The following is a 22,863-nucleotide window of genomic DNA, read 5'->3' on the forward strand; positions in this document are numbered from 1 at the left end:
AAACATATCCTATGAAAAAGGACATCTTACAAGATATTATCGCCAATAAGCGCATCGAGGTAGCCCGGCAAAAACAGGCCGTAAGCTTACAGACCTTATTGGCTCTAGGTAGCGACCGTATGGAGCGTGACACACGTTCCATGCGTGCGGCGCTGGAATCATCCCCCTCCGGTATTATCGCCGAGTTCAAGCGTAAAAGCCCCTCCAAAGGCTGGCTGCATCCGGGTGCGAATATCGCCGACGTGGTGCCCGCTTACGAGGCCGGAGGCGCCTCCGCCTGCTCGATCCTTACGGACGGGGATTTCTTCGGAGGTTCCTTGGGCGACTTGCAAAAGGCCCGCAAGCTGGTGGATCTCCCGTTACTTCGCAAGGACTTCATCATCGATACCTACCAACTCTTCCAAGCCCGGGTGATAGGCGCCGACGCTGTCTTGTTGATCGCCGCCGCCCTTACAGAAGAAGAATGCCGGGTACTCGCCGAGACCGCCCATAGCCTGCAATTGGAAGTCTTGCTGGAAGTCCATAGCGAGGACGAGCTCAAATACCTGAATGCGGATATCGATATGCTCGGCGTGAACAACCGCAATCTCGGCACCTTCCATACGGACGTAAACAACTCATTCAAGTTGGTCGATAAGATGCGAGGCTTCTCCCCTCTTTTAGTGTCCGAGAGCGGAATCTCCGAGACCGATACCGTACGCCGATTGCGTGAGGCCGGTTTCCGCGGATTCCTGATCGGAGAGACCTTCATGAAAACCGAGAGGCCGGGCGATACCCTAGCCGATTTTATAGGAGGACTGGCATGATCATCAAAGTATGCGGAATGCGAGACTCCCGGAACATCCAAGAAGTCTCCGCCCTAGCCGTCAACTGGATCGGCCTCATCTTCTACGAACGCTCCCCGCGCTTCATCGGGCAAAGCCCGACGAAGCAGTGGACAGTGGACAGTGGACAATTGACAGTTAAATACCGCTTGTCGCAACTGTCAACTGTCAACTGTCAACTATCAACTAAAAAAGTGGGCGTTTTCGTCAACGCTACCATCGAGTCCATGATGGAGAAAGCCTCCGCCTACAAGCTAGACTATCTCCAACTTCACGGTAACGAATCGCCGGAAGATTGCCACACCTTGCAAAAAAGGGGCTATTCCTTGATCAAGGCTTTCCCCATCGCTACGAAAGAGGACTTCGAAAAAACAAGGGAGTATGAGGGCCGGGTGGATTATTTCCTTTTCGATACGAGATGCGAGGGCTATGGAGGCTCAGGCAAACGTTTCGATTGGTCCATCCTAACCGAGTATAAAGGAGAGACTCCCTTCTTGCTCAGCGGAGGCATCCGTCCGGAAAACGCAGAGGCGATCCGGAACTTCCGGCATCCCCGTTTCGCAGGTATCGACCTCAACAGTGGCTTCGAGATTGAGCCGGGATTGAAAGACGTCGACAAACTAAAGAATTTCATCCAACAAATTTTACATCCAGCTGTAGAGACAGGGCGTGCCCCGTCTCCCACCGTCTGATAGTATTTTTAAAATAGAATTCAAAATGAATCGCATCACAAACTTATTCCAGACCCAGAAAGACGGAATACTCTCCGTCTATTTCACCGCCGGTTATCCGAACTTAAACGATACGGCAAGCATCTTAAAAGCCTTACAGACTAAAGGTATCCACATGGTAGAAGTAGGAATCCCTTTCTCCGACCCGATGGCAGACGGCCCTGTCATCCAAGAGGCCGCCACGCAAGCGTTGCGTAACGGGATGTCACTGCATCTCTTATTCGAGCAATTGAAAGAGATCCGGAGCGAAGTACAGATCCCGATCATCTTGATGGGCTACCTGAACCCCATCATGCAATACGGTTTCGAGAAATTCTGCGAGAGTTGCATAGAGGCCGGCGTAGACGGAATGATCATCCCCGACCTGCCTTATGCCGATTATATCTCCGACTACAAGGAGATCGCCGATCGCCATGACCTAAAAATGATCATGCTGATCACCCCAGAGACCTCCGAGGAACGAATCCGGCTGATCGATGCCCATACCAGCGGGTTTATCTATATGGTATCCAGCGCAGCCACGACCGGAGCCCAACAAGACTTCAACGAGCAGAAGCAGGCCTATTTCCGTCGTATCAACGCCATGAACCTACAGAATCCCCGCTTGGTAGGTTTCGGCATCAGCAATAAAGCCACTTTCGAGGCGGCGATAGCCCATTCTTCCGGTGCCATCATCGGCAGTAAGTTCGTACAGTTACTAAAGAGCGAAGCTACTCCCGCCGAGGCGGTCGATAAGTTACTGGAAGCCCTAAAACAATAGGAACCCTATTCATGTTTACATATAAAAACAGTAAATAGTCCTATGAATAACTTCACTTTTCACAACCCAACCCGTTTATTATTCGGTAAGGGCATGATTGAGAAACTGAGTACGGCCATCCCGATGGTGCATCGCATCATGATCACCTTCGGAGGAGGTAGCGTAAAGCAAAACGGTGTGTACGACCAAGTGATCAAGGCGCTAAAGGATCGTGACTATATCGAGTTCTGGGGCATCGAGCCTAATCCCACCATCGAGACCTTGCGAGAAGCTATCCAGATAGCGAAAGGCAAGCAGGTGGATTTTCTATTGGCGGTAGGCGGTGGCTCCGTCATAGACGGGACGAAGCTAATCTCCGCCGGCATCCAGTACGACGGTGATCCTTGGGAATTGGTACAGAAAGGGTATTACTATCATACCGTGCCCATGGGTACCGTACTGACCCTGCCCGCCACGGGTTCCGAGATGAATAGCGGGGCCGTGATCTCCCGGAAAGAGACGCAAGAGAAATTCCCGTTCTACAGTAATTTCCCCGTGTTCTCGATCTTGGACCCGGAGACGACCTTCAGCCTCCCCCCGTATCAAGTGTCTTGCGGTATCGCCGATACCTTCGTCCACGTGATGGAGCAATATATGACTACGACCGACCAATCCCGCTTGATGGATCATTGGGCGGAAAGTATTTTAAGTACCTTGGTTGAGATCGCCCCGAAGATCAAGGAAGATCCGAGGAATTACGACCTGATGGCAGATTTCATGCTATCCGCCACGATGGGCTTGAACGGCTTTATCGCTATGGGCGTAACGCAGGACTGGGCTACCCATATGATCGGACACGAGCTAACCGCCCTTCACGGATTGACGCATGGAGCGACTCTAGCGATCGTCTTCCCCGGAACCTTACGCACCCTACGCAAGCAGAAAGAGGGCAAGATACTGCAATACGGCGAACGGGTATGGGGTATCAATAGTGGAACAACAGAGGAACGGGTAAGCCAAGCCATCGAGAAGACTGAGCAATTTTTCCAAAGCCTCGGTTTATCTACCCGCCTCAGCCAAGAGAAGATTGGCGATGCGACGATCACCGAGATAGAGAATCGCTTCAATGAACGAAACGCCGCCTTCGGGGAGGCGAAGAATGTAACGGGTAGCGTGGCACGGGAAATATTGGAGAGCTGTAAATAACGTACAACTTGTAGAGACGGGGCGTGCCCCGTCTCATCCCCTCAAAAGGGTATAGATTTTATCTTAACAGGACTACTACTTGGATCGGGCCATGCGCCCCGAATACCAAGGCTTGTTCAATGTCAGCAGTCTTTGAGGGACCGGACATGAAGACTCCGTAATCATAATCCATAGTGGCAGTACGGCGGTAAGCCTCATTCATCGTATGAACCAATTGAGTCTTGTCCAACAAGATCACCAAAGCGTTCGAGATAAAGTACAGACCTTTATAACGTACCTGACGGGGTAACCAGACAGCGGCATTCTCCGCCACGCCGAAACTACCCTCCACCACAGATACGTCCGTTCCGTTCAACTCCCGGGGATCGGTCAGCCCATCCGGGTTAAAGGTAGCGCAAGTAATCTCCTTCAAATTCGAGGCGATACGTTTCGCCTCCGGAAACTCACGGCGGATCACCTCATTCACATCCTCGCCGGGCTTTAACTCGATGGCCTTGCCACCCGCCCCGGCTAACACCTCCGAGAACGTAGCCAACTTATCCGCATAGGTAATCGCCTCCAACGTAAGCTCAGGCATCTCGTGGCATGTACCCGTATGACGACGGATACTCGCCAATATAGAATCTTTACTACTCATTATCTCACCTTATTATTCTTCCACATATCATTAAACGACTCCTTGGCGAAAGCCGGAAGCTCACGTCCCTTGCCCCAAGCGTTCAAGCCATTGTAGACCATGAAACGGGGCAAATGATTCACTACCGGAGCAAACTTCAACGCCGTATTGAACAATCCCGGACGTTCCATCAAGAACTTCATGCCGAAAGACATCACTTTCTTCTCCTTGCTCGCCTTACCGATCTTATCCAAATCTTGCCGCCAACGGTAAATCTGCTCGCCCAAATCGATCTTTACCGGACAAACGTTCGAGCAAGAAAGACATAAGGAGCAAGCCGATACGTTATCCGAATATTCCTCCGGATTCCTCAGCATACCCAAGTTGATCCCGATCGGTCCCGGAATGAAATACGTATACGAATAGCCACCACTCCTGCGATATACCGGACAGGTATTCATGCACTCGCCACAACGGATGCAATTCAACGTACGAATATGATCCGGTTTCGCCAAGATATCACTACGCCCGTTATCCACGATAATGATATGGAACTCTTGTCCCTCGGACGGACGGCGATAATGGGAAGTATAAGACGTGATGGGTTGCCCCGTACCCGAACGAGCCAGCAAACGAGTGAATACGCCCAATGCCTCCAGATTCGGTACGATCTTCTCCATCCCCATCGTAGCGATATGCACCTTCGGGAAGGAGGTTCCCATATCGGCGTTTCCCTCATTGGTACAAACCACGATCTCGCCCGTAGAGGCGACGGCGAAGTTAGCGCCCGTCATCGCCACGTCGGCATGCAGGAATTTCTCACGCAGATTCTTACGGGCGGCATGCGTCAGGTAGGTAGGGTCGATATTCCCTTTCTCCGTTCCCATCTCACGCTCCATCATCTCGCTGATCTGCTCCCGTTTAATATGGATCGCCGGCATCACGATATGGCTCGGGGCCAAATGCATCAATTGCAAGATACGCTCACCCAAATCGCTCTCCACCACATCGATTCCTTTCGACATCAAGAACTCATTCATATGGCATTCCTCCGTCAGCATCGATTTGCTCTTGATCAGGTTCCGGGCATCATGCTGGCGCAAGATCCGCAAGACGATCTCGTTATGCTCCTCGGCATCTTTCGCCCAATGCACGATAGCCCCGTTGGCGATCGCATTTTTCTCGAACTCCTCCAGAAGCGTGTCCAGATGGCTGTTGGAGTAAAGCTTGATCTCCGAAGCCAACTCTCTCAACCGCTCCCACTCGGGAAGCGAATGGCTCATCTTATCCCGTTTGGTACGTACCATCCAAAGCGTATGGTCGTGCCAAGCCTCATTCTCCTTATTCTCTAGGAAACGGGCCGCAGCTATAGCATGTTTCGTACTCATAATCCGGACGCTAATATTTGAACGATGTGAATAGTCTTGATCGGAAGTTTCTCCCGCTTGATAACCCCTTCCATATGCATCAGGCAAGAGCTATCCGCCCCGGTGATATACTCGGCGCCGGTACTCATATGATCCTTTACCTTGTCTTGTCCCATGCAAGTAGAGACCTCAGGCTCCTCGATGGCGAACATACCGCCGAAACCGCAACATTCGTCCACCCGCCTCGGCTCGAACACCTCGATACCTTTCACCAAGGAAAGAAGATCACGTAACTTGGAATAGTACGGGATATTACGCTCGCTGGGCGACGAGAGATGCAACTCACGCACCCCGTGGCAACTATTATGGATACTCACCTTATGCGGGAAAACGGCCGGCAGGGATCCCGGTCTCACCACGTCGTGCAAGAACTCGCAGATATCATAAATCTTCTTACTGTTCATACAAACGTGATCCCGCTTTCCCAATATATGGGGATGGTTCTCTTTTACGAAGGCTACGCAACTGGCCGAGGGGCCTACCACGTAGTCATAGTTCTTAAACTGTTCCTCCATCCGGAGGGCCAAGCGAGCCGCCTCATCCTCGAAGCCGGCGTTCGCCATGGGTTGTCCGCAGCAGGTCTGGTCCATCGGATAATCGACATCCACACCCACATGCTTCAACAATTTATACGAGGCGATACCCACTTCGGGATACACCGCGTTAATGTAACATGGGATAAATAATCCTACCTTCATACTAATTATATCTTTATATCCTTATATACGACACCGTATATAATTAACACCTAAAGGCCCATCACAACTGCATATTTGCCCTAACCCGGCTCAACGTCTCGGGAGTCATCAACAAATAAGAAGCGATATGGGACAAGGGGGCACGCTGCACGATCTCAGGGTGTTCTTTCAATAAGCGGGCATAACGTTCATTAGCGGTCTCGAAACGAAGGAAATCCGCTTTCCGTTGAGACAGGATCAGCGAATTCTCCAACAGGCGGCGATACATGACCTCGATCTCGTAATCCTCGGCGCACAATGCCAATAAAGGATCATGAGGAATACCATACAGTACCGTATTCTCCAAGGCCTCCACCAACAGATTAGCGGGACGTTGGCGCAAGAAGCTCTCGATGCAAATGAAGATGTTGTCCTCGCTGGCGAAATGCTCGGTCAGCTCTTTCTTATTCTTGAAGTAAAACTGGCGAACCATTCCCTTATAGACATAACCGAGTTGCGTACAAACCTCTCCTTCGCTCAAAAACAGGGCGCCTTTTTTCAATTCTGTCCGGATTAAGATAGAGGCCAGTTTCTGGGCGGCTTCCTCACTGAGTAGAATCGATTGCGCCGCAATCCTGCGAGCTATAAATATCGCTGTATCCATATTCATGGTTGTTTTTGTTTGTTTCCGCAAACTTACGAAATAAATACCACTTGATTTACATCAAGCCCCCATTTATTTATATTCCTGCCAACTCTTGATGCAGATATCATCTACGCTCAAGGTACAGAAGGCTTGAATGAAAGCGCTCGCCAGACGGGCATTCGTAATCAACGGGATATTCAGGTCGATGGCGGCACGGCGGATCTTATAGCCGTTGTCAAGCTCGCCGGCGGAAAGGTCACGAGGGATATTCACGACCATATCGATCTGCTTCTCATGAAGCATCTTAAGCGCCTGCGGTTCTCCCTTCTCGCTCGGCCAGTACACCTTCGTACTCGGAATGCCATTCTCCGCCAAGAAACGGTGCGTACCTCCCGTAGCGAATAGGTTGTAGCCTTTCGTCGCCAACATCTTAGCGGCATCCAGCATGGCTACCTTCTGCTTCGGCGTACCGGTGGACAGGAGGATATTCTTCTCCGGAACCCGTTGCCCGACAGCGAGCATACTCGTCAACACCGCCTCGGATACATCGTCGCCCAGACAACCCACCTCGCCCGTGGAAGCCATATCGACCCCTAATACCGGATCGGCTTTCTGCAAGCGATTGAACGAGAATTGAGAGGCCTTGATACCCACGTAATCCAAATCGAACTCATTCTTATTCGGTTTCTCTACCGGCAAGCCCAGCATGACACGGGTAGCCAACTCGATGAAGTTTATCTTCAGCACCTTGCTCACGAACGGGAAGGAACGGCTGGCACGAAGGTTGCACTCGATCACCTTGATCTCATTGCCCTTCGCCAGATATTGGATATTGAACGGGCCGGAGATATTCAGCTCCTTAGCGATCTGCTTACTGATACGCTTGATACGACGAACCGTCTCCACATATAATTTCTGGGCCGGGAACTGAATCGTAGCGTCGCCGGAATGAACCCCGGCAAACTCGATATGCTCGCTAATGGCATACATCACGATCTCACCATGATCGGCCACGGCATCCATCTCCACCTCTTTCGCATGCTCGATGAACTGGCTTACCACCACCGGATGCTTTTGGCTGACGTTGGCGGCCAATTTCAAGAAACGCTCCAACTCCTCTTGATTCGAGCAGACATTCATGGCGGCGCCACTCAGCACGTAACTCGGGCGAACCAATACGGGGAAGCCTACCTCCGCCACGAAGCCATTGATATCCTCCATGGAAGAAAGCTCTTTCCAGCGGGGTTGATCCACGCCAATACGATCCAACATGGCGGAGAACTTCTCACGGTCCTCGGCATTATCGATGCTCTTAGCTGACGTACCCAAGATATTCACATGCTGTTCGTCCAAACGCATCGCCAAGTTATTCGGGATCTGGCCACCGGTGGAGACGATCACGCCGTGCGGGTTCTCCAGCTCGAGGATATCCATCACACGCTCGAAGGTAAGCTCGTCGAAATAAAGGCGGTCGCACATATCATAGTCGGTAGACACCGTCTCGGGATTGTAGTTGATCATCACGGAGCGGTAACCCTCCTTACGGATCGTATTCAAGGCCTGCACGCCACACCAGTCGAACTCCACCGAGCTACCGATGCGGTAAGCGCCGGAACCCAGCACGACAATCGAGCGATGATCGCCCAAGTACGTCACGTCGTTTTCCGTACCGCTATACGTCAGGTACAGGTAATTCGTCCGCGCCGGATACTCGGCGGCCAAGGTATCGATCTGTTTCACCGCCGGAAGAATGCCATGCTCCTTACGGAACTGGCGAACCAACATCATACCCTTCTCCACATCCCCGTCGAGACCGATCGCACGGGCGATCTGGAAATCAGAGAACCCTTGTATCTTCGCCCGGCGGATCAACTCCGGATTGATGCGCCAACGTTGGATCCCCTTCATATCGAAAGCGTGAAGCTCCTTGGAGGTCTGCATGATTCCATATAGTTTCTGTAGGAACCATCGGTCTATCTTGGTAAGCTCATGAATCTGGTCTACCGTATAACCGGCCCGGAATGCCTTCGAGATAACGAAGATGCGGCGATCGGTAGGCTCGTGCAACGCCTTATCGATATCCTCGATCACCAACTCCTTATTCTCCACGAAACCGTGCATACCCTGCCCGATCATACGCAAGCCCTTCTGGATAGCCTCCTCGAAGGTACGTCCGATCGCCATCACCTCGCCAACCGACTTCATGCTGGAACCCAACTCACGAGCCACGCCGTGGAACTTACCCAAGTCCCAGCGAGGGATCTTACATACCACGTAATCGAGAGCCGGCTCAAAGAAAGCGCTAGTCGTTTTCGTCACGGAGTTTTTCAAGTCGAACAAACCGTAGCCCAAGCCTAATTTAGCGGCCACGAAAGCCAACGGATAACCGGTCGCCTTAGAAGCCAAGGCCGAAGAACGGCTCAAGCGGGCGTTCACCTCGATCACCCGGTAATCCTCACTCTCCGGATCGTAAGCGTATTGCACGTTACACTCGCCCACGATACCGATATGGCGAATGATACGGATCGCCAACTCACGTAATTTATGATAATCCGTATTGCTCAAGGTCTGCGAGGGGGCAATCACGATAGACTCTCCCGTATGGATTCCCAGCGGGTCGAAATTCTCCATGTTACATACCGTGATGCAGTTATCGAAGCGGTCGCGCACCACCTCGTACTCTACCTCTTTCCAGCCCTTCAAGCTTTTCTCCACCAATACTTGCGGAGAGAAAGAGAAAGCCTTCTCTACCAACACGTCCAATTCTTCCTCATTGTCGCAGAAACCGGAACCCAAGCCCCCCAGCGCATAAGCGGCACGGACGATGACCGGATACCCCAGCTCAGCGGCCGCACGACGAGCGTCAGCGGCGTTCTCCACGGCCTCGCTCTTGATCGTCTTCACGTCGATCTCATCCAGCTTGCGTACGAACAACTCCCGATCCTCGGTATCCATGATAGCCTGCACCGGGGTACCCAATACCTTCACGCCATACTTCTCCAGCACGCCGCTTTGGTAAAGAGCCACGCCACAATTCAACGCCGTCTGCCCGCCGAAAGCGAGCAAGATACCTTCCGGACGTTCCTTCTCGATCACCTTTTCCACAAAAAAAGGAGTAACGGGCAGGAAATAAACCGTGTCCGCAACTCCTTCCGATGTCTGTACCGTAGCGATATTCGGATTGATCAATACCGTTTGAATCCCCTCTTCCTTAATAGCCTTCAGGGCTTGGCTGCCTGAATAATCGAACTCGCCCGCCTCACCAATCTTCAAGGCTCCGGAACCGAGTATCAGGACTTTCTTTATATCTTCTTTCATTGCTTTACTTTTTTTAATGTTCTCTTTTAGGGTAAGCCTAAACACCCGTTTAGGGTAGACCTAAACACTCATTTAGGGTTGCCCTAATCCCTCGTTTAGGGTGGGCGTAAATCCCCGGCTACAACAATTCCGTGAATTTATCAAACATGAACTCCGTATCCAGCGGCCCGCTGCAAGCCTCGGGATGGAACTGAGAGGAGAAGAAAGGCTTCGTCTTATGCTTGATACCCTCGTTCGTCCCGTCATTCATATTGATGAACAGCGGTTCCCACTCCTCACCCAGCGTATCGTTATCCACGGCGTAACCATGGTTCTGCGAGGTGATGAAGCATTTCTCCGTGCCTACCATACGTACCGGCTGGTTATGGCTACGATGACCGTACTTCAATTTATAGATAGAAGCACCGCCGGCTTTCGCCAACAACTGGTTACCCATGCAAATACCGCAAATCGGCTTATCCCCGGAAAGCGCCTTACGGATATTCCGCACGGCGGCATCGCAAGTATCCGGATCGCCCGGACCGTTGCTGATAAACAAGCCATCGTATTCCAGCTGATTGAAGTCGTAGTCCCAAGGCACACGGATCACCGCCACGTTACGCCTCAACAGGCAACGGATGATGTTATGTTTCACGCCGCAGTCCAAAAGCACGACGCGCTTTAGGAATTGAGAATTGAGAATCGAGAATCGAGAATTGGAGGCTTCCGATAAAGAACAGGTCTGGCTCGTACCATCGGGCAGGTAACAAATAATCTCCTTGCACGATACCCGATCCACATAGTTCACATGCTCATAATTCTCCATTTTCAATTCTCCATTTTCAATTTCGTTATCGGCATCGCCGATAACGATGCGTCCCATCATCACGCCATGCTCACGCAATTTCTTAGTCAACGCACGCGTATCGATACCGTATATGCCCGGGATCTTCTCCTCCTTCAACCAGTCGCCCAAGCTGCGCTCGGCGTTCCAGTGGCTATACTCATGGCTGTAATCGCTAACGATAATCGCCTCGGCGTGGATCTTCTCGCTCTCCATAAACGTAGCGATCCCGTTCGGCTCGAACGTACGAGGCGGGACACCGTAGTTACCAACGAGCGGATAAGTCAACACCATCAACTGGCCTGCGTACGAAGGGTCCGTCAAGCTCTCCGGATATCCGGTCATAGCGGTATTGAACACGACCTCGCCGGCGACCGGTCTCTCATAGCCGAAAGAGTAGCCACGGAAGACGGTACCGTCGTCTAACATCAAAGTTGCTGTTCTGTTTGTCTGCATAGAATCTGTATGTTGTGTCATTTCACTAAATATTCTTCTTCCATATAGTGAATAAAAGCCTCGTTCACTAACCGAGTCCCGCCCGGTGTCGGGTAATCGCCGGAGAAATACCAGTCACCCGGATGCTCCGGACAAGAGGCATGCAAGCCCTCCAAAGTCTGGTAGACGATCTCTACTTTCGCCTGCGTCCCGGCCGGTGTAAGCAACTCCACCATCTTAACGGATATCTCCTCGTCCGTAAACGGGGCGTATATCTCCTTTACGTAATTCACCAACGGACCATCCGCCGCTGTTTGTTGTCGCTTCGCCTTCTGATAAGCGTCCAAGATCACGTATTCCATCCCCCGGTCACGTAACAGGGCCACCGCGGCCTTAAAAGCGATAAACTCGTTCATCCGGGACATATCGATACCGTAATAATCCGGGTAACGTACCTGCGGAGAAGAACTTACGATCACGATTTTCTTCGGATGCAGGCGATCCAAGATACCGATAATACTCTGGCGTAAGGTAGTACCCCGCACGATGCTATCATCTATCACAACCAGATTATCGATAAAAGGTTCAATACTTCCGTAAGTAATATCATATACGTGCGCCGCCAGATCATTGCGGCTATTGCCCTCAGCGATAAATGTACGTAATTTTATATCTTTTATAGCTACTTTCTCCGAGCGGACTCGCATGGAAAGGATTTGCTCCAGTTCCTCTTCCCTGAGCAGGTGACTACGATCGGCGATCCATTCTTTTTTCAGCTTATTCAAATAGTTGTTCAACCCCTCCTGCATCCCGAAATAAGCGACCTCGGCCGTATTCGGGATAAAAGAGAAGACGGTATGATTCAAGTCGTAATCCACCGCTTTCAAGATCGGATGCACGAGATTATCTCCCAAACGCTTCCTTTCCCTGTAAATATCCACGTCGCTACCCCGTGAGAAGTAGATACGCTCGAAGGAACAAGCCTTATTCTCTTTCGGCTCCACGATCTGGGAGATATGCCACTCGCCTTTCTTGTTGACGAGTATCGCCTCTCCCCGATTCAACTCCCGGATATCCTCTACCTGCACGTTCATCACGGTTTGTATAACCGGACGCTCGGAAGCCAACACGATAATCTCATCATCCGCATAATAGAAGGCCGGACGGATTCCCCACGGGTCCCGCACGCTGAACGACTCGCCACTACCGGTGATACCGCAAATCACGAAACCACCATCCCAGCCCGGGGTACAGCGTTTCAGCACGTTCGACAAATCAATTTGATCCTCGATGGCATGCGTGATATCCATCCCTCTCAATCCTTCCGCCTCACACTTTTGGTACAGGCGCTCCACTTCCCGGTCCAGCCGGTGTCCCAGCTGCTCCAGCATGATATACGTATCGGAATATTTCCGGGGATGCTGACCGATCGCCGTGATCTCCTCGAATACTTCATGAACATTTGTCAGGTTGAAATTTCCGCAAACGGCAAGGTTCTTTGCACGCCAGTTATTGCGTCGTAAAAAAGGATGGATATAAGAGATTCCGGATTTTCCGGTGGTACTGTAACGGAGGTGGCCCATATAAAGCTCTCCGGCGAAAGGTAGGTTGGCTTTGGCGAATAGCGGATCGTTGAGTTGCTCGGGGGTTAAATCCTTGTAGTGTTCGTGAACTGCGGCAAATATCTCGGTAATAGCTCCGGTCCCGACGGCCCGTTCACGGAACATATATTCCTCTCCGGCATTTGCCTCTAACTTCACGCAGGCTAAGCCCGCTCCTTCCTGCCCCCTGTTATGCTGCTTTTCCATCAGCAAATAGAGCTTGTTCAGTCCATACATCCAACTACCGTACTTCTCGTGATAATACTCCAAGGGTTTCAGTAACCGGACCATGGCAACACCACACTCGTGCTTCAATACTTCCATTGTCGAATCAACTTTTTGATTTTGCCGCAAAGATACAGACAATACCTAACATATTGTTTAAACAAACATAAAATAATTGACACTTTCACGGAAAAAATGTTTTTATCGGACGTTTGGTTAACAAAGCTTACATTTTATAAGCAAAAGGGAGGGTTTTATTTTCAATCCATAAGCCACTCATTTCCCTCTTGAAAGAGGCCTTTCAAAGATATCCATCCGAGAACCGTAATATTTCCGTAACAGAAAGAAAAACACCAATATTCTTTCTGGCACAGAAATATTCTTGCATAAATTCTTTCTATCACAGAAATAATTCGGTAATTTTGTGCGTAAATATAAATTCCATAGTAATGAATACAAATATACTCCAAACACTGGTAACGGCCATGCAACGCCGATTAGCGGCTCTTCCGCAGAGATTGCGACCATTTACCACGGAGTTTGATGAGCTCCCTAAAAACCTGATGCTAACCGGTGCCAGAGGATGTGGCAAATCTACATTTCTACTCCATCATTCACAAGGCAGGCGCTTATTATACTTTTCTGCTGATAATCCGAAGATTATTGGCGAACCGCTCTATGACTTAGTTAGTAGCGTATTCATGCTTGGTTATGAAGGTGTTATTATCGACGAGATTCACTACGCATCAAACTGGAGCATACATCTGAAGGCCTTGTATGATGACTATCCAGGAAAAATCATCTGGATTTCAGATTCCTCATCGTTAGTACTTCGTGATGGCAAAGCCGACTTGTCCAGACGTTATGTAGCGATACAGATGCCTTTAATGTCGTTCAGAGAATTTCTATATCTTGAAACTGGCCAAATATACCCCAAGTATAAACTGGGAGACACAATACTACCTACACAACCAGATGCGGAGCTGTTGAACCATTTCCTCAATTATCGTAGTTACGGTACACGTCCTTTCTACCAAGAGAAAGATTTCGAAGCACGTTACATGGCTATCATCGACAAAATTCTCAATAACGATATACCGTTCTTCCTGCCTAGCATTTCCGAAAACAACCTACGTGTGATGCGAGCCATTATCGGCACACTGGCAAACTCCTCAATACCTCGTGTACAAGTCACCTCCTTATGTTCCGACTGGGGAATAGGAGCGGAAAAACTCTATCAACTACTCTTTGTGATGGAAAGTGTAGATCTATTGAAAATAGTAAGGTACCCCAATGACACGAAAGCCCGTAGCACTGGCGCAAAAATGTTGTTCGCAGACCCATGTGCTTATAAGGTTTTGAATGCTGACCAAGGAACGGAACGTGAAGCCTACATTGTCCACTGCTTTTCTAGGGCAGGTTACGAGATAAACGCCATGAAAGACGAGAAGAAAGGTGATTATGTGATTACAAAAGACCATGTATCACAAACCCTAGAAGTTGGAGGAAAAAACAAAAATCCTAAAGAAGCGGACTACGTCTTGAGAGACAACACCGACTACCCTGTAGGCAACGCCATTCCATTCTGGCTCATGGGTATGATGTGGTAGTCTTTTGTAATACAAAGGTGGTGAGAAGCATAATGTCATGTTTCCGGAAACAAAAAAGGTGTCTGAAAAGGATACCTTCTTTTTTGTTATGCTGCCCGTTCATTATCCATTTTTATTTTTAAACCATCTTTGGTCTTCTCAATTATCTCTTTTCGAGAAGCCATCCTACAGAAATAAGTAAAAAACAAAAGAGAACTGACTTTTTTAGCCAGTTTCCTTATATTATGTGCAATAGCAACCAGGGTAAACTCTGTTTTTACCTTCTCCAACCCTCTTAATCTAAACCGGTTCCATGTCGAGTTATGCTTTATCTGCGCAAAGACTGCTTCCGGTTCTATACATCGTCTGCCCCGATGATAAATACCTTCTTCACTCATGAGTTTTTCCCGTGTTTTTTGTTTATACCTGTTAAGGTTATAGTTAACTTCTATGATCCGGTTAGTCTTTGATTTATGACATTGAGATTTCAACGGGCAACCCTCACAGTTCTGTGCCTGATAACGCTTCAGTACGGATACATATCCCAAATCGGACTTACTTTTCCTTTGACCTTTATATTCCATATGTTGTCCCATCGGGCATACGTAATAATCCCTTTCCCGGTTGTAGTAAAGGTTCTGTATGGCAAAAGCATCCTTCTTCCAGGAACGCTTCTGCTCTTTGTGGAAATAATTGTACTTGACAAAAGCCTCTATACCCGCATTTTCCACAAACTCGTAGTTTTGTTCGCTTCCATAACCGGCATCGGCCACTACTATAGAGGATTGCCTATGATAAGTCTCTCGAAAATCTTTCAAAAAAGGAATTAAAGTTCCCGTATCTCCGGCACGCCTGTAAATCGCCAGATTGGTAATAAATTGATTCTCTGTAGCAATCTGTATGTTATAGGCGGGTTTCAATTGTCCGTTTTTCATATGATCCTCCTTCATGCGCATGAAGGTCGCATCCTCATCGGTCTTACTGAAAGAATTACGGTCCCCTAATTTCTCTAATTGCGATTCATATTTGGCAAGGCTGGGCAGATATTCTTCCTGTAGCTTTTTGACTTGCTTCTGCTCAGCTTTGTTCATCCCGCAGAGCCGTTTGTTTAAAGCGCTCACTTTTTCCCGCAAACCACAGGAATCCATATCCGGTAAGGTATCCGGGGTCCTTTCCTGTTTGTCCTGTTCGATATGTTTGTCAACCTCACTAAGGATTGCCTGTATTTTCGATTCCAGTTTTGTCTTGTTCTTTTCCACGCTGCCACGCCAGACAAAAGTGTAGCGGTTGGATGCCGATTCCACTTTGGTGCCATCAATATACTGTACATCCAAACTGACATAGCCGGATTCCTGTAGCAGTAGAACAATGGCTGAAAACAACGATTTTATATGTTCTTTTAAACGTTTGCCACGGAAATCATTGATCGTGCGGAAATCGGGAGTACTATTACCGGACAACCACATGAAGTGAATATTCTCCTGCAAGGCCTTTTCTATTTTGCGGCAGGAATAGATATTGTTCAGGTAGGCATAAAACAGGACCTTGAGCATCATACGGGGATGGTAGCTGCTGGTGCCTCCTCCTTTATATGACCAGAGCAGACAACTGATATCCAACGCATCTACAACACTGTTTACGACACGGACGGGATGATTGGGAGCGATCTTTTCCGATAAACTGACCGGAAAAAGTACATTTTGGTTGGAAGTTAACTCTTTAAATACTATCTTAGTCATCGCTATAATGTTTGTTTGTTGCAACGGTAAGATAATACTTTTTACTGAAATAAACAATAGCAAAAAGGGGCTGTCACACTTTTTGGACAGCCCCATGTTAAAAAACAACGGATTATCTATTTACCAATCTCGAGGGTAGCCTATCTGCCATATCCTCATTTCCTCTGATTCAAAAATTCTACGATCCTTCCACAAGCCAATCCATCCCCATAGGGATTAACCGCCTTGCTCTTCGCATCGTAATAAACAGTATCATCAAGCAACGCCGAGACCTCGCTCACGATCTTATCATAGTCCGTTCCGACCAGTTTCACCGTACCTGCCGCGAGAGCCTCCGGACGCTCGGTCGTATCACGCATCACCAACACGGGCTTGCCCAATCCGGGGGCCTCCTCTTGGATACCGCCGCTATCGGTCAGCACTATCGTTGATTTCTCCATCAGATAGACAAACGACAGATATTCCAATGGCTCAATGAAGAACATATTCTCCAAATGAGAAAGATCCTCGCCGAATACCTCGTGAATCGGCTTGCGCACATTGGGATTCAAGTGCATAGGATAGACAAAATCCACCTCCGGATACTTCCGGGTCAAGTCCTTGATAGCGGTACACATATGGATGAATCCATCACCAAAGTTCTCCCGGCGATGACCCGTGATCAACACCAGTCTCTTACCCTCAACCAGACGGTTCACGTCATACCCCGAACGCAAAAGCACGCCTTCCAGCTCCTTGTCCAGCTCAGCGTCCGTCTTTATCTTAGTCACCACTTGCCGTAAGGCGTCTATCACCGTATTGCCGGTAACCAAGATTGAGTCCGGATTCACGTCCTCTCGCATCAAGTTCTGCTTGCTCAACCGCGTGGGTGCGAAATTATACGTGGCGATACGCCCCGTGACCTGACGGTTCATCTCCTCCGGCCATGGGCTATAGATGTTGTGGGTACGAAGGCCGGCCTCTATATGACCTACAGGTATCTGTTGGTAGAAAGCGGCCAAGGCGGCCGCCGTGCTCGTGGTGGTATCCCCATGCACCAGCACGACATCGGGTGTCGCCTCACGCAACACGTCACGCATACCCACAAGGACACGGGCGGTCACGTCATATAAGTCCTGACCCTGCCTCATGATATTCAAATCATAATCCGGCGTGATCTCGAACAATTTTAACACTTGATCCAGCATTTCCCGATGCTGTCCGGTAACGCACACGATGGTCTCGAACGACTCCGGATGTTTTTGGAACTCCTTCACCAGCGGAGCCATCTTGATCGCCTCGGGACGGGTCCCGAAGACTAACATTATTTTCCTCATTACAGCGTATTCTTCTATTTAGCGAACGATTATTTCTTGAATGTCCCGCAAAAGTCCAGTACTTCCACGTCATCCCGATAATTCAACCCCGAAAACTCCCTATGATTCACCAAGAAAACCACGATATCGGCTTTCTCATAGGCCTCCTTATAAGGGGTCAACTTAAACAACTTATGCTCCGAAACGTTCGGCTCCACCACCATGATGTCAGCGTTGTTGCACGATTGCAACACCTTCGTCGTTATTCCCTTGGCCGGAGACTCGCGCAAGTCATCGATATCAGGCTTGAAAGCCAAGCCCATCATTGCCACCGCCGGCTTACGCCCACGCTTCAGCTCAAACCGTAGCATGGCGTTCCTCACTTTCTCCGCGCACCAGAAAGCCTTGTAATTATTCGTCTCACGGGCCGTCGAGATCATACGGCTCTCCATCGGAAACTCCGCCGTGATGAAATAAGGGTCCACCGCTATGCAATGACCACCAACACCACAACCCGGCTGTAAGATATTCACACGGGGATGCCTGTTCGCCAAATCGATCAGCTCCCACACATTGATTCCCGCTTTATCGCAGATAAACGACAGCTCATTGGCGAAAGCGATCTGTACGTCCCGGCTTGAGTTCTCGGTCAATTTACACATCTCAGCCGTCTTGCTATTCGTTGGGTGAAGCGTACCCTTCACGAACTGGCCGTAGAACTCCATCGCCTTGCGGGTAGAGGCCTCGTCCATGCCGCCGATGACCCGGTCGTTATGCACCAACTCATAGATCACGTTACCCGGAAGCACCCGCTCCGGACAATAAGCGATATAGATCTTGCCCTTCAGCTCCGGCCGTTCCGAGAAAATCAAACTAGCCATCCGTTCGGTCGTCCCCACCGGCGATGTAGACTCGATCACGTACAAATCCCCCTCCTTCAACAAAGGAAGCACCATACGGGTAGCCGACTCAACGAACGATACGTCCGGCTCATGATCCCCCTTGAAAGGAGTGGGTACCACCATGAAATAAGCGTCGCTCACCTGAGGCTCGGTGTAAGCCTTGAAATGTCCGGAGGCCAGTACCTCCCGCAACATATCCTCCATACCCGGCTCGATGATATGCAATTTCCCTTGGTTGGTAACCTCCACCACCTGGGCGTTGATATCCACTCCGGCGATCTCCACCCCGTGCTTTGCGGCAATAATAGCCGTGGGCAGGCCAATATAGCCCAAACCCATGAAACATGCTTTCATAAAAATTATGTTATTATGTTATATTGATTTAGAATAAGAAAACGGAGATATAAATTAAATCAGTCCTAATTTCACCCGAAGCAAGAACCTCACTAAATGTATTTGTCTTTTAATTCGAACCGGTTCCTTCACCAAACGATAGGCCCATTCCAAATTATGTCGTACCCACCATTGCGGGGCACGTTTCACGTTACCGGTATATACATCAAAGCTACCACCTAGACCTTGATAGACAGCTTTATGTCGTTCGGCCATCTCTTCCATTAGCAATTCCTGTTTTGGGGAGCCCATCGCCACAAAAACCACATCCGGCCGTTTTGTCACGATATCTTCCAATAAATTTTTTCGCTCTTCCTCTGTTTTAATATAGCCATTTCGGAAGTTGGCAATCCGTATACCGGGATAATCCTCTTTTAGCTTTTTTACGGTCCGTTCGATTACTTCTTGTTTTCCACCAACCAAGTAATAACTCTTTCCTTGTTGATAGGTCATATTGATGATACGCAACCACAACTCGCACCCCGGAATCTTGATCACTTCCTTATGCCCTTTCTCTTTCAACGCCATGACCGCTCCGAAACCATCACAATAACCTATATTTCGGTTGATGATAGAACGGGTCTGATCCGTAGCATGCAAAATCTTTTCCGCATTGATAGCCACCAATATCCCCTTGTGTCGACTCACAAAAGCCAACAATTCCTCATGCGAAGTAAAAGGATATACCTTCACCCCGTTCAAAGAAACTCTTTCCATATATGTTTTTGATTGTAAAAATTCGATCGGTAAGGTTTTTGTAGTCTATTACAGCAATAAAAAATCTCCTTTTCATATACATTCACTTTCCATCAAATAATGTGACATTGCATTAAACATAAAAGCGTTACTCCATCGCATATATGAAATTTTGGAACTGAAACTGGGTTTCAGTTGATAATAAAAATATCCTTTCTTATCCTGCATCTTCAAAATAGTCCAGTTTAACACGCTTTCTGCTAGACTCGCATATTCATCATATTTATGTAACCGTGCTAAAGTCACAAACAACTGTCCCGGACAATGAATATCTATCGGATACATTTTGTCATCAAAATACTTTGGAGTTCCATCCGGCTCAAAAAAATGACGGATATAGTAATCAAATCCCTTTTCTATATAGGTATTATACTGCCTATCTCCGGTCAATTCTTGATAAGCGATAAGCGCATCCAAATTATAACCCGTATGAAAACTATCCACCCAATTCTGAACCGGTAACATTCCGTACACCCATGCTCCATCCTGCCGTTGTCCGGCACAACACGCTTTTATACTTTGCCCAGCCAAATCACGATACGTATTATTACGTGTATAATGATAACAATAACTCAACAATCTCGATCCCAACAAAGAAGCATACAAATTGCAATAACCTGATAAGAACAAGCCAATACCTTTCGCATTATACTCTTTCGGAACAAGCGCTATACGCCTCAAGTTAATGGGACAACGCTTAAAACCTTGAATTACCACCAATCGGCAAATAGCCGCTCTTTTCAAGAAAGGGAGAGCTTGAAACACCTTAGAATTCAATCCATCATATGGATCCCAACCTTTGAAGTGCTCTGATTCACAATAATGCTTCAAGCATTTAAAACTATCTACTATTCGATTCTTCATCTCTTATTTTGATAATCTTAGCCGGTATTCCTGCAACAACCGCATTAGTTCCAATTTCAGCATTATCACCAATCGTACTACCGCCAAACGCAATAGCTCCATTATGAATACGTACATGATTATCTATTATCGGCAAACAGATAATCAGCATAATCAACTTTGGCAAAAACGGTACATGAATGCAGATACCATAGATATATGGTAAAAGAAAACAGCATTAATCATTATCAACAATCCTTGATTTAATTTCTTTTTTCATTTCAACATAAGGCATTGTTCCTTCTTTATAATTTGCATTAGCAAATAAATCGTAATTCAAATCTTTAGTACAGCCTATCACTTTAACAGGACTACCAGAGACTACCTCCCTTAATATTAAACATTTATTAATAAATTAATTTGCAGCAATAACCATATCATCACCAATGATTACTGGGCCAGCTATTACCACACTCAGAACACGATTACCGATCTTTGGAACAGCCTTATAAGGGAATAACCTCACAGTGGCAAACCTCAATCCTAACACACACAACCATTGTTTTAGGAACTAACACTGTGGCAATACCTTTGCAAACGAAATAAGCTCTCTAACCAATCACTGTATCACCTACCAGCTTACTATTATGTACTAATAATATTAGTAACTGCATAACCTTAGGCATCAATGGGATGTGATACAACTACTTTGTATCCGATATAAATTAATCAAATTCATGGTTTCTTGTTTATTATATTATTTATTACCATTTTAAATTTCCCTCTTTTTGTATACGTAAGATCTTTTATATCAGAAACCAAATAAATTGAATAATCAAGTACTCCTACGCCAACTAACTCTTCAAAAGCAAGAACAAATTGGATTTCATCACTTTTGGTAAACTCTCCATCAGGAACAATGTAAACAGAGACTTGTCCTCTTTTGTCTTGAATCATCTGCATGGCTTTGCTATGATGTGCTTTCTTTGCAATCTGATTTAAACGCTGACAAATTTCACCGTGTTTTCCTATGAGATAATCTTCCTTACGTCCTTCAATACGTTGTATCAAAACCTCATTCTCTCCAAATTCGTTTCCTTCATACAATTCTATAACATCATTTGAGCGATAACGAATTAAAGGAAATGCATCATTAATAAGGGAGGTACAAATTTCCCCATCTTCCAAATATTCGTTAATGCTAAATCCAGGAGCTTCGTAATAGCCTTTGTGGTTAAGTGTTTCGTGCAAACAAATGCTTTCTTCTGTCATTCCGTATAGATCGAATATTTCAGTATGTAATTGTTGTTCAATTTGTTCACGTTGATAGTCAAGCAATGTTTCGCTCGAAGTGAAAGCGATAGGAATATATAGTTCTAGTCCCGCATTGCGAAGCATCAAAGCCAAAGTATAGAGCGAACTAGGATAACCTTCAATAGCAACAGGTTTCTGCTTGACAATCTGTTCATGGTAGAAATTCACTTTTTCCGGATTAATATTATAACTGGAAAAATAGACTGTATTACTTATATGAACTTTCAGCATCATATCTCTCTTATCCAAATTACCTCTTAACGAAACAAATGATTGCCCATAGGTGAATCCGCATTTTTTGCGCATCACGTATAGATATGCTTGCGAACGCCAAATAGCTTTCCAATCTTTATATACCTTGAGAGGCGTACCAGTTGTACCACTTGTACATCCCCCATGAACCATAAATCTCGGAACTGTTAACATTGCCTCCCTATTTTGCTTTACCATTTCTTTGGTAATAATGGGTAATTTCTTTATATCAGCCAAACAAGTAATGTCTTCTTTCTTTATTCCAGCTTCTGTATATAATTTATGATAAAACGGTGATTTATCATAAGCCTTACTAAAAATCTCCAAAAAGCGCTGTTCGTTACGCTTGTTCAATTCTTCTTGACTCATGGTAAACAGGCCTTCTACTTCTTTGACATATGGGCGAATAATAGGATAGCTGCGAAGCATATATTTGCAACTCTCCTTTAAATACTTTCTTAAATTCATCGATTCTGTATGTTTTTTTAATTCACTGAAGTGTGGTCCGAAAC

General features: G+C 47.5%; 18 protein-coding genes. 5 read left to right on the forward strand and 13 right to left on the reverse strand.

Annotation, left to right across the window (positions count from 1 at the left end; genetic code table 11):
• Nucleotides 1-11 precede the first annotated feature (11 nt).
• The 4 genes from trpC to NBH07_RS04000 are packed head-to-tail and all read left to right on the forward strand — an operon-like array spanning nt 12 to nt 3,500.
• A complete protein-coding gene (gene trpC / locus NBH07_RS03985) occupies nt 12-806 on the forward strand; it encodes an indole-3-glycerol phosphate synthase TrpC (RefSeq protein ID WP_005857844.1) in 795 nt (264 codons plus the stop codon).
• A complete protein-coding gene (locus tag NBH07_RS03990) occupies nt 803-1,516 on the forward strand; it encodes a phosphoribosylanthranilate isomerase (RefSeq protein WP_009017217.1) in 714 nt (237 codons plus the stop codon). Before trpC ends, NBH07_RS03990 begins: the two co-directional genes overlap by 4 nt.
• A gap of 25 nt (nt 1,517-1,541) precedes the next feature.
• On the forward strand, nt 1,542-2,315 hold the full coding sequence (trpA, locus tag NBH07_RS03995; protein WP_009017216.1) for a tryptophan synthase subunit alpha: 774 nt from the start codon (nt 1,542-1,544) through the stop codon (nt 2,313-2,315).
• A gap of 42 nt (nt 2,316-2,357) precedes the next feature.
• A complete protein-coding gene (locus NBH07_RS04000; RefSeq protein WP_005857849.1) occupies nt 2,358-3,500 on the forward strand; it encodes an iron-containing alcohol dehydrogenase in 1,143 nt (380 codons plus the stop codon).
• 58 nt (nt 3,501-3,558) lie between these two features.
• On the opposite strand, the gene NBH07_RS04005 is transcribed toward NBH07_RS04000, so the two are convergent.
• From NBH07_RS04005 to NBH07_RS04035, 7 genes are all read right to left on the reverse strand, one after another.
• Nucleotides 3,559-4,137 carry a LutC/YkgG family protein gene (locus NBH07_RS04005; protein ID WP_009017215.1) on the reverse strand — a complete coding sequence of 193 codons (579 nt, stop codon included), beginning with the start codon at nt 4,135-4,137 and terminating at the stop codon, nt 3,559-3,561.
• Entirely contained in the window at nt 4,137-5,504 is a 1,368-nt protein-coding gene (locus NBH07_RS04010) for a lactate utilization protein B (RefSeq protein ID WP_009017214.1), read from the reverse strand. The genes NBH07_RS04005 and NBH07_RS04010 overlap by 1 nt, the downstream gene beginning before the upstream one ends.
• The gene (locus tag NBH07_RS04015; RefSeq protein ID WP_009017213.1) at nt 5,501-6,241 is read right to left on the reverse strand and encodes a (Fe-S)-binding protein; all 741 of its coding nucleotides are present in this window, start codon (nt 6,239-6,241) and stop codon (nt 5,501-5,503) included. The genes NBH07_RS04010 and NBH07_RS04015 overlap by 4 nt, the downstream gene beginning before the upstream one ends.
• A 61-nt stretch (nt 6,242-6,302) precedes the next feature.
• Nucleotides 6,303-6,884, reverse strand: coding sequence for a Crp/Fnr family transcriptional regulator (locus NBH07_RS04020; protein WP_005857857.1), 582 nt, complete (start codon nt 6,882-6,884; stop codon nt 6,303-6,305).
• Between the two features lie 72 nt (nt 6,885-6,956).
• Nucleotides 6,957-10,184: a carbamoyl-phosphate synthase (glutamine-hydrolyzing) large subunit gene (gene carB, locus NBH07_RS04025; protein ID WP_009017212.1), complete on the reverse strand. Its 3,228-nt coding sequence runs from the start codon at nt 10,182-10,184 to the stop codon at nt 6,957-6,959.
• 118 nt (nt 10,185-10,302) lie between these two features.
• Nucleotides 10,303-11,484, reverse strand: a complete 1,182-nt coding sequence (gene carA, locus NBH07_RS04030; RefSeq protein WP_005857861.1) for a glutamine-hydrolyzing carbamoyl-phosphate synthase small subunit — start codon at nt 11,482-11,484, stop codon at nt 10,303-10,305.
• Nucleotides 11,481-13,367, reverse strand: a complete 1,887-nt coding sequence (locus tag NBH07_RS04035) for an amidophosphoribosyltransferase (protein ID WP_005857863.1) — start codon at nt 13,365-13,367, stop codon at nt 11,481-11,483. Before NBH07_RS04035 ends, carA begins: the two co-directional genes overlap by 4 nt.
• Before the next feature lie 350 nt (nt 13,368-13,717).
• Between NBH07_RS04035 and NBH07_RS04040 the strand changes: the two genes are divergently transcribed.
• A complete protein-coding gene (locus NBH07_RS04040) occupies nt 13,718-14,878 on the forward strand; it encodes an ATP-binding protein (protein ID WP_009017211.1) in 1,161 nt (386 codons plus the stop codon).
• 86 nt (nt 14,879-14,964) lie between these two features.
• Here the strand turns inward: NBH07_RS04040 and NBH07_RS04045 are convergent, their stop codons facing one another.
• From NBH07_RS04045 to NBH07_RS04070, 6 genes are all read right to left on the reverse strand, one after another.
• Nucleotides 14,965-16,596, reverse strand: coding sequence for an IS1182 family transposase (locus NBH07_RS04045; protein WP_156682389.1), 1,632 nt, complete (start codon nt 16,594-16,596; stop codon nt 14,965-14,967).
• 155 nt (nt 16,597-16,751) lie between these two features.
• On the reverse strand, nt 16,752-17,912 hold the full coding sequence (gene wecB / locus NBH07_RS04050; protein WP_250833464.1) for a non-hydrolyzing UDP-N-acetylglucosamine 2-epimerase: 1,161 nt from the start codon (nt 17,910-17,912) through the stop codon (nt 16,752-16,754).
• A gap of 29 nt (nt 17,913-17,941) precedes the next feature.
• Nucleotides 17,942-19,147 (reverse strand): UDP-N-acetyl-D-mannosamine dehydrogenase, encoded by a 1,206-nt coding sequence (gene wecC, locus NBH07_RS04055; RefSeq protein ID WP_122297690.1) that lies wholly within the window; start codon nt 19,145-19,147, stop codon nt 17,942-17,944.
• Between the two features lie 54 nt (nt 19,148-19,201).
• A complete protein-coding gene (locus NBH07_RS04060) occupies nt 19,202-19,903 on the reverse strand; it encodes a WecB/TagA/CpsF family glycosyltransferase (protein WP_009017207.1) in 702 nt (233 codons plus the stop codon).
• 72 nt (nt 19,904-19,975) lie between these two features.
• Nucleotides 19,976-20,806, reverse strand: a complete 831-nt coding sequence (locus NBH07_RS04065) for a glycoside hydrolase family 88 protein (protein ID WP_250833465.1) — start codon at nt 20,804-20,806, stop codon at nt 19,976-19,978.
• Nucleotides 20,807-21,520: 714 nt separating this feature from the next.
• Nucleotides 21,521-22,819, reverse strand: coding sequence for a phenylacetate--CoA ligase family protein (locus NBH07_RS04070; RefSeq protein WP_009017203.1), 1,299 nt, complete (start codon nt 22,817-22,819; stop codon nt 21,521-21,523).
• Nucleotides 22,820-22,863: the final 44 nt, after the last annotated feature.

Origin of the sequence: Parabacteroides sp. B2-S-102 (assembly GCF_023656665.1) — a bacterium.
In the GTDB taxonomy this organism is placed as follows: Bacteria; Bacteroidota; Bacteroidia; order Bacteroidales; family Tannerellaceae; genus Parabacteroides; species Parabacteroides distasonis.

Coding starts and splice junctions, on each gene's coding strand:
- trpC (WP_005857844.1), top strand. CDS start 12: ATGAAAAAGGACATCTTACAAGATATTATCGCCAATAAGCGCATCGAG.
- NBH07_RS03990 (WP_009017217.1), top strand. CDS start 803: ATGATCATCAAAGTATGCGGAATGCGAGACTCCCGGAACATCCAAGAA.
- trpA (WP_009017216.1), top strand. CDS start 1,542: ATGAATCGCATCACAAACTTATTCCAGACCCAGAAAGACGGAATACTC.
- NBH07_RS04000 (WP_005857849.1), top strand. CDS start 2,358: ATGAATAACTTCACTTTTCACAACCCAACCCGTTTATTATTCGGTAAG.
- NBH07_RS04005 (WP_009017215.1), bottom strand. CDS start 4,137: ATGAGTAGTAAAGATTCTATATTGGCGAGTATCCGTCGTCATACGGGT.
- NBH07_RS04010 (WP_009017214.1), bottom strand. CDS start 5,504: ATGAGTACGAAACATGCTATAGCTGCGGCCCGTTTCCTAGAGAATAAG.
- NBH07_RS04015 (WP_009017213.1), bottom strand. CDS start 6,241: ATGAAGGTAGGATTATTTATCCCATGTTACATTAACGCGGTGTATCCC.
- NBH07_RS04020 (WP_005857857.1), bottom strand. CDS start 6,884: ATGGATACAGCGATATTTATAGCTCGCAGGATTGCGGCGCAATCGATT.
- carB (WP_009017212.1), bottom strand. CDS start 10,184: ATGAAAGAAGATATAAAGAAAGTCCTGATACTCGGTTCCGGAGCCTTG.
- carA (WP_005857861.1), bottom strand. CDS start 11,484: ATGACACAACATACAGATTCTATGCAGACAAACAGAACAGCAACTTTG.
- NBH07_RS04035 (WP_005857863.1), bottom strand. CDS start 13,367: ATGGAAGTATTGAAGCACGAGTGTGGTGTTGCCATGGTCCGGTTACTG.
- NBH07_RS04040 (WP_009017211.1), top strand. CDS start 13,718: ATGAATACAAATATACTCCAAACACTGGTAACGGCCATGCAACGCCGA.
- NBH07_RS04045 (WP_156682389.1), bottom strand. CDS start 16,596: ATGACTAAGATAGTATTTAAAGAGTTAACTTCCAACCAAAATGTACTT.
- wecB (WP_250833464.1), bottom strand. CDS start 17,912: ATGAGGAAAATAATGTTAGTCTTCGGGACCCGTCCCGAGGCGATCAAG.
- wecC (WP_122297690.1), bottom strand. CDS start 19,147: ATGAAAGCATGTTTCATGGGTTTGGGCTATATTGGCCTGCCCACGGCT.
- NBH07_RS04060 (WP_009017207.1), bottom strand. CDS start 19,903: ATGGAAAGAGTTTCTTTGAACGGGGTGAAGGTATATCCTTTTACTTCG.
- NBH07_RS04065 (WP_250833465.1), bottom strand. CDS start 20,806: ATGAAGAATCGAATAGTAGATAGTTTTAAATGCTTGAAGCATTATTGT.
- NBH07_RS04070 (WP_009017203.1), bottom strand. CDS start 22,819: ATGAATTTAAGAAAGTATTTAAAGGAGAGTTGCAAATATATGCTTCGC.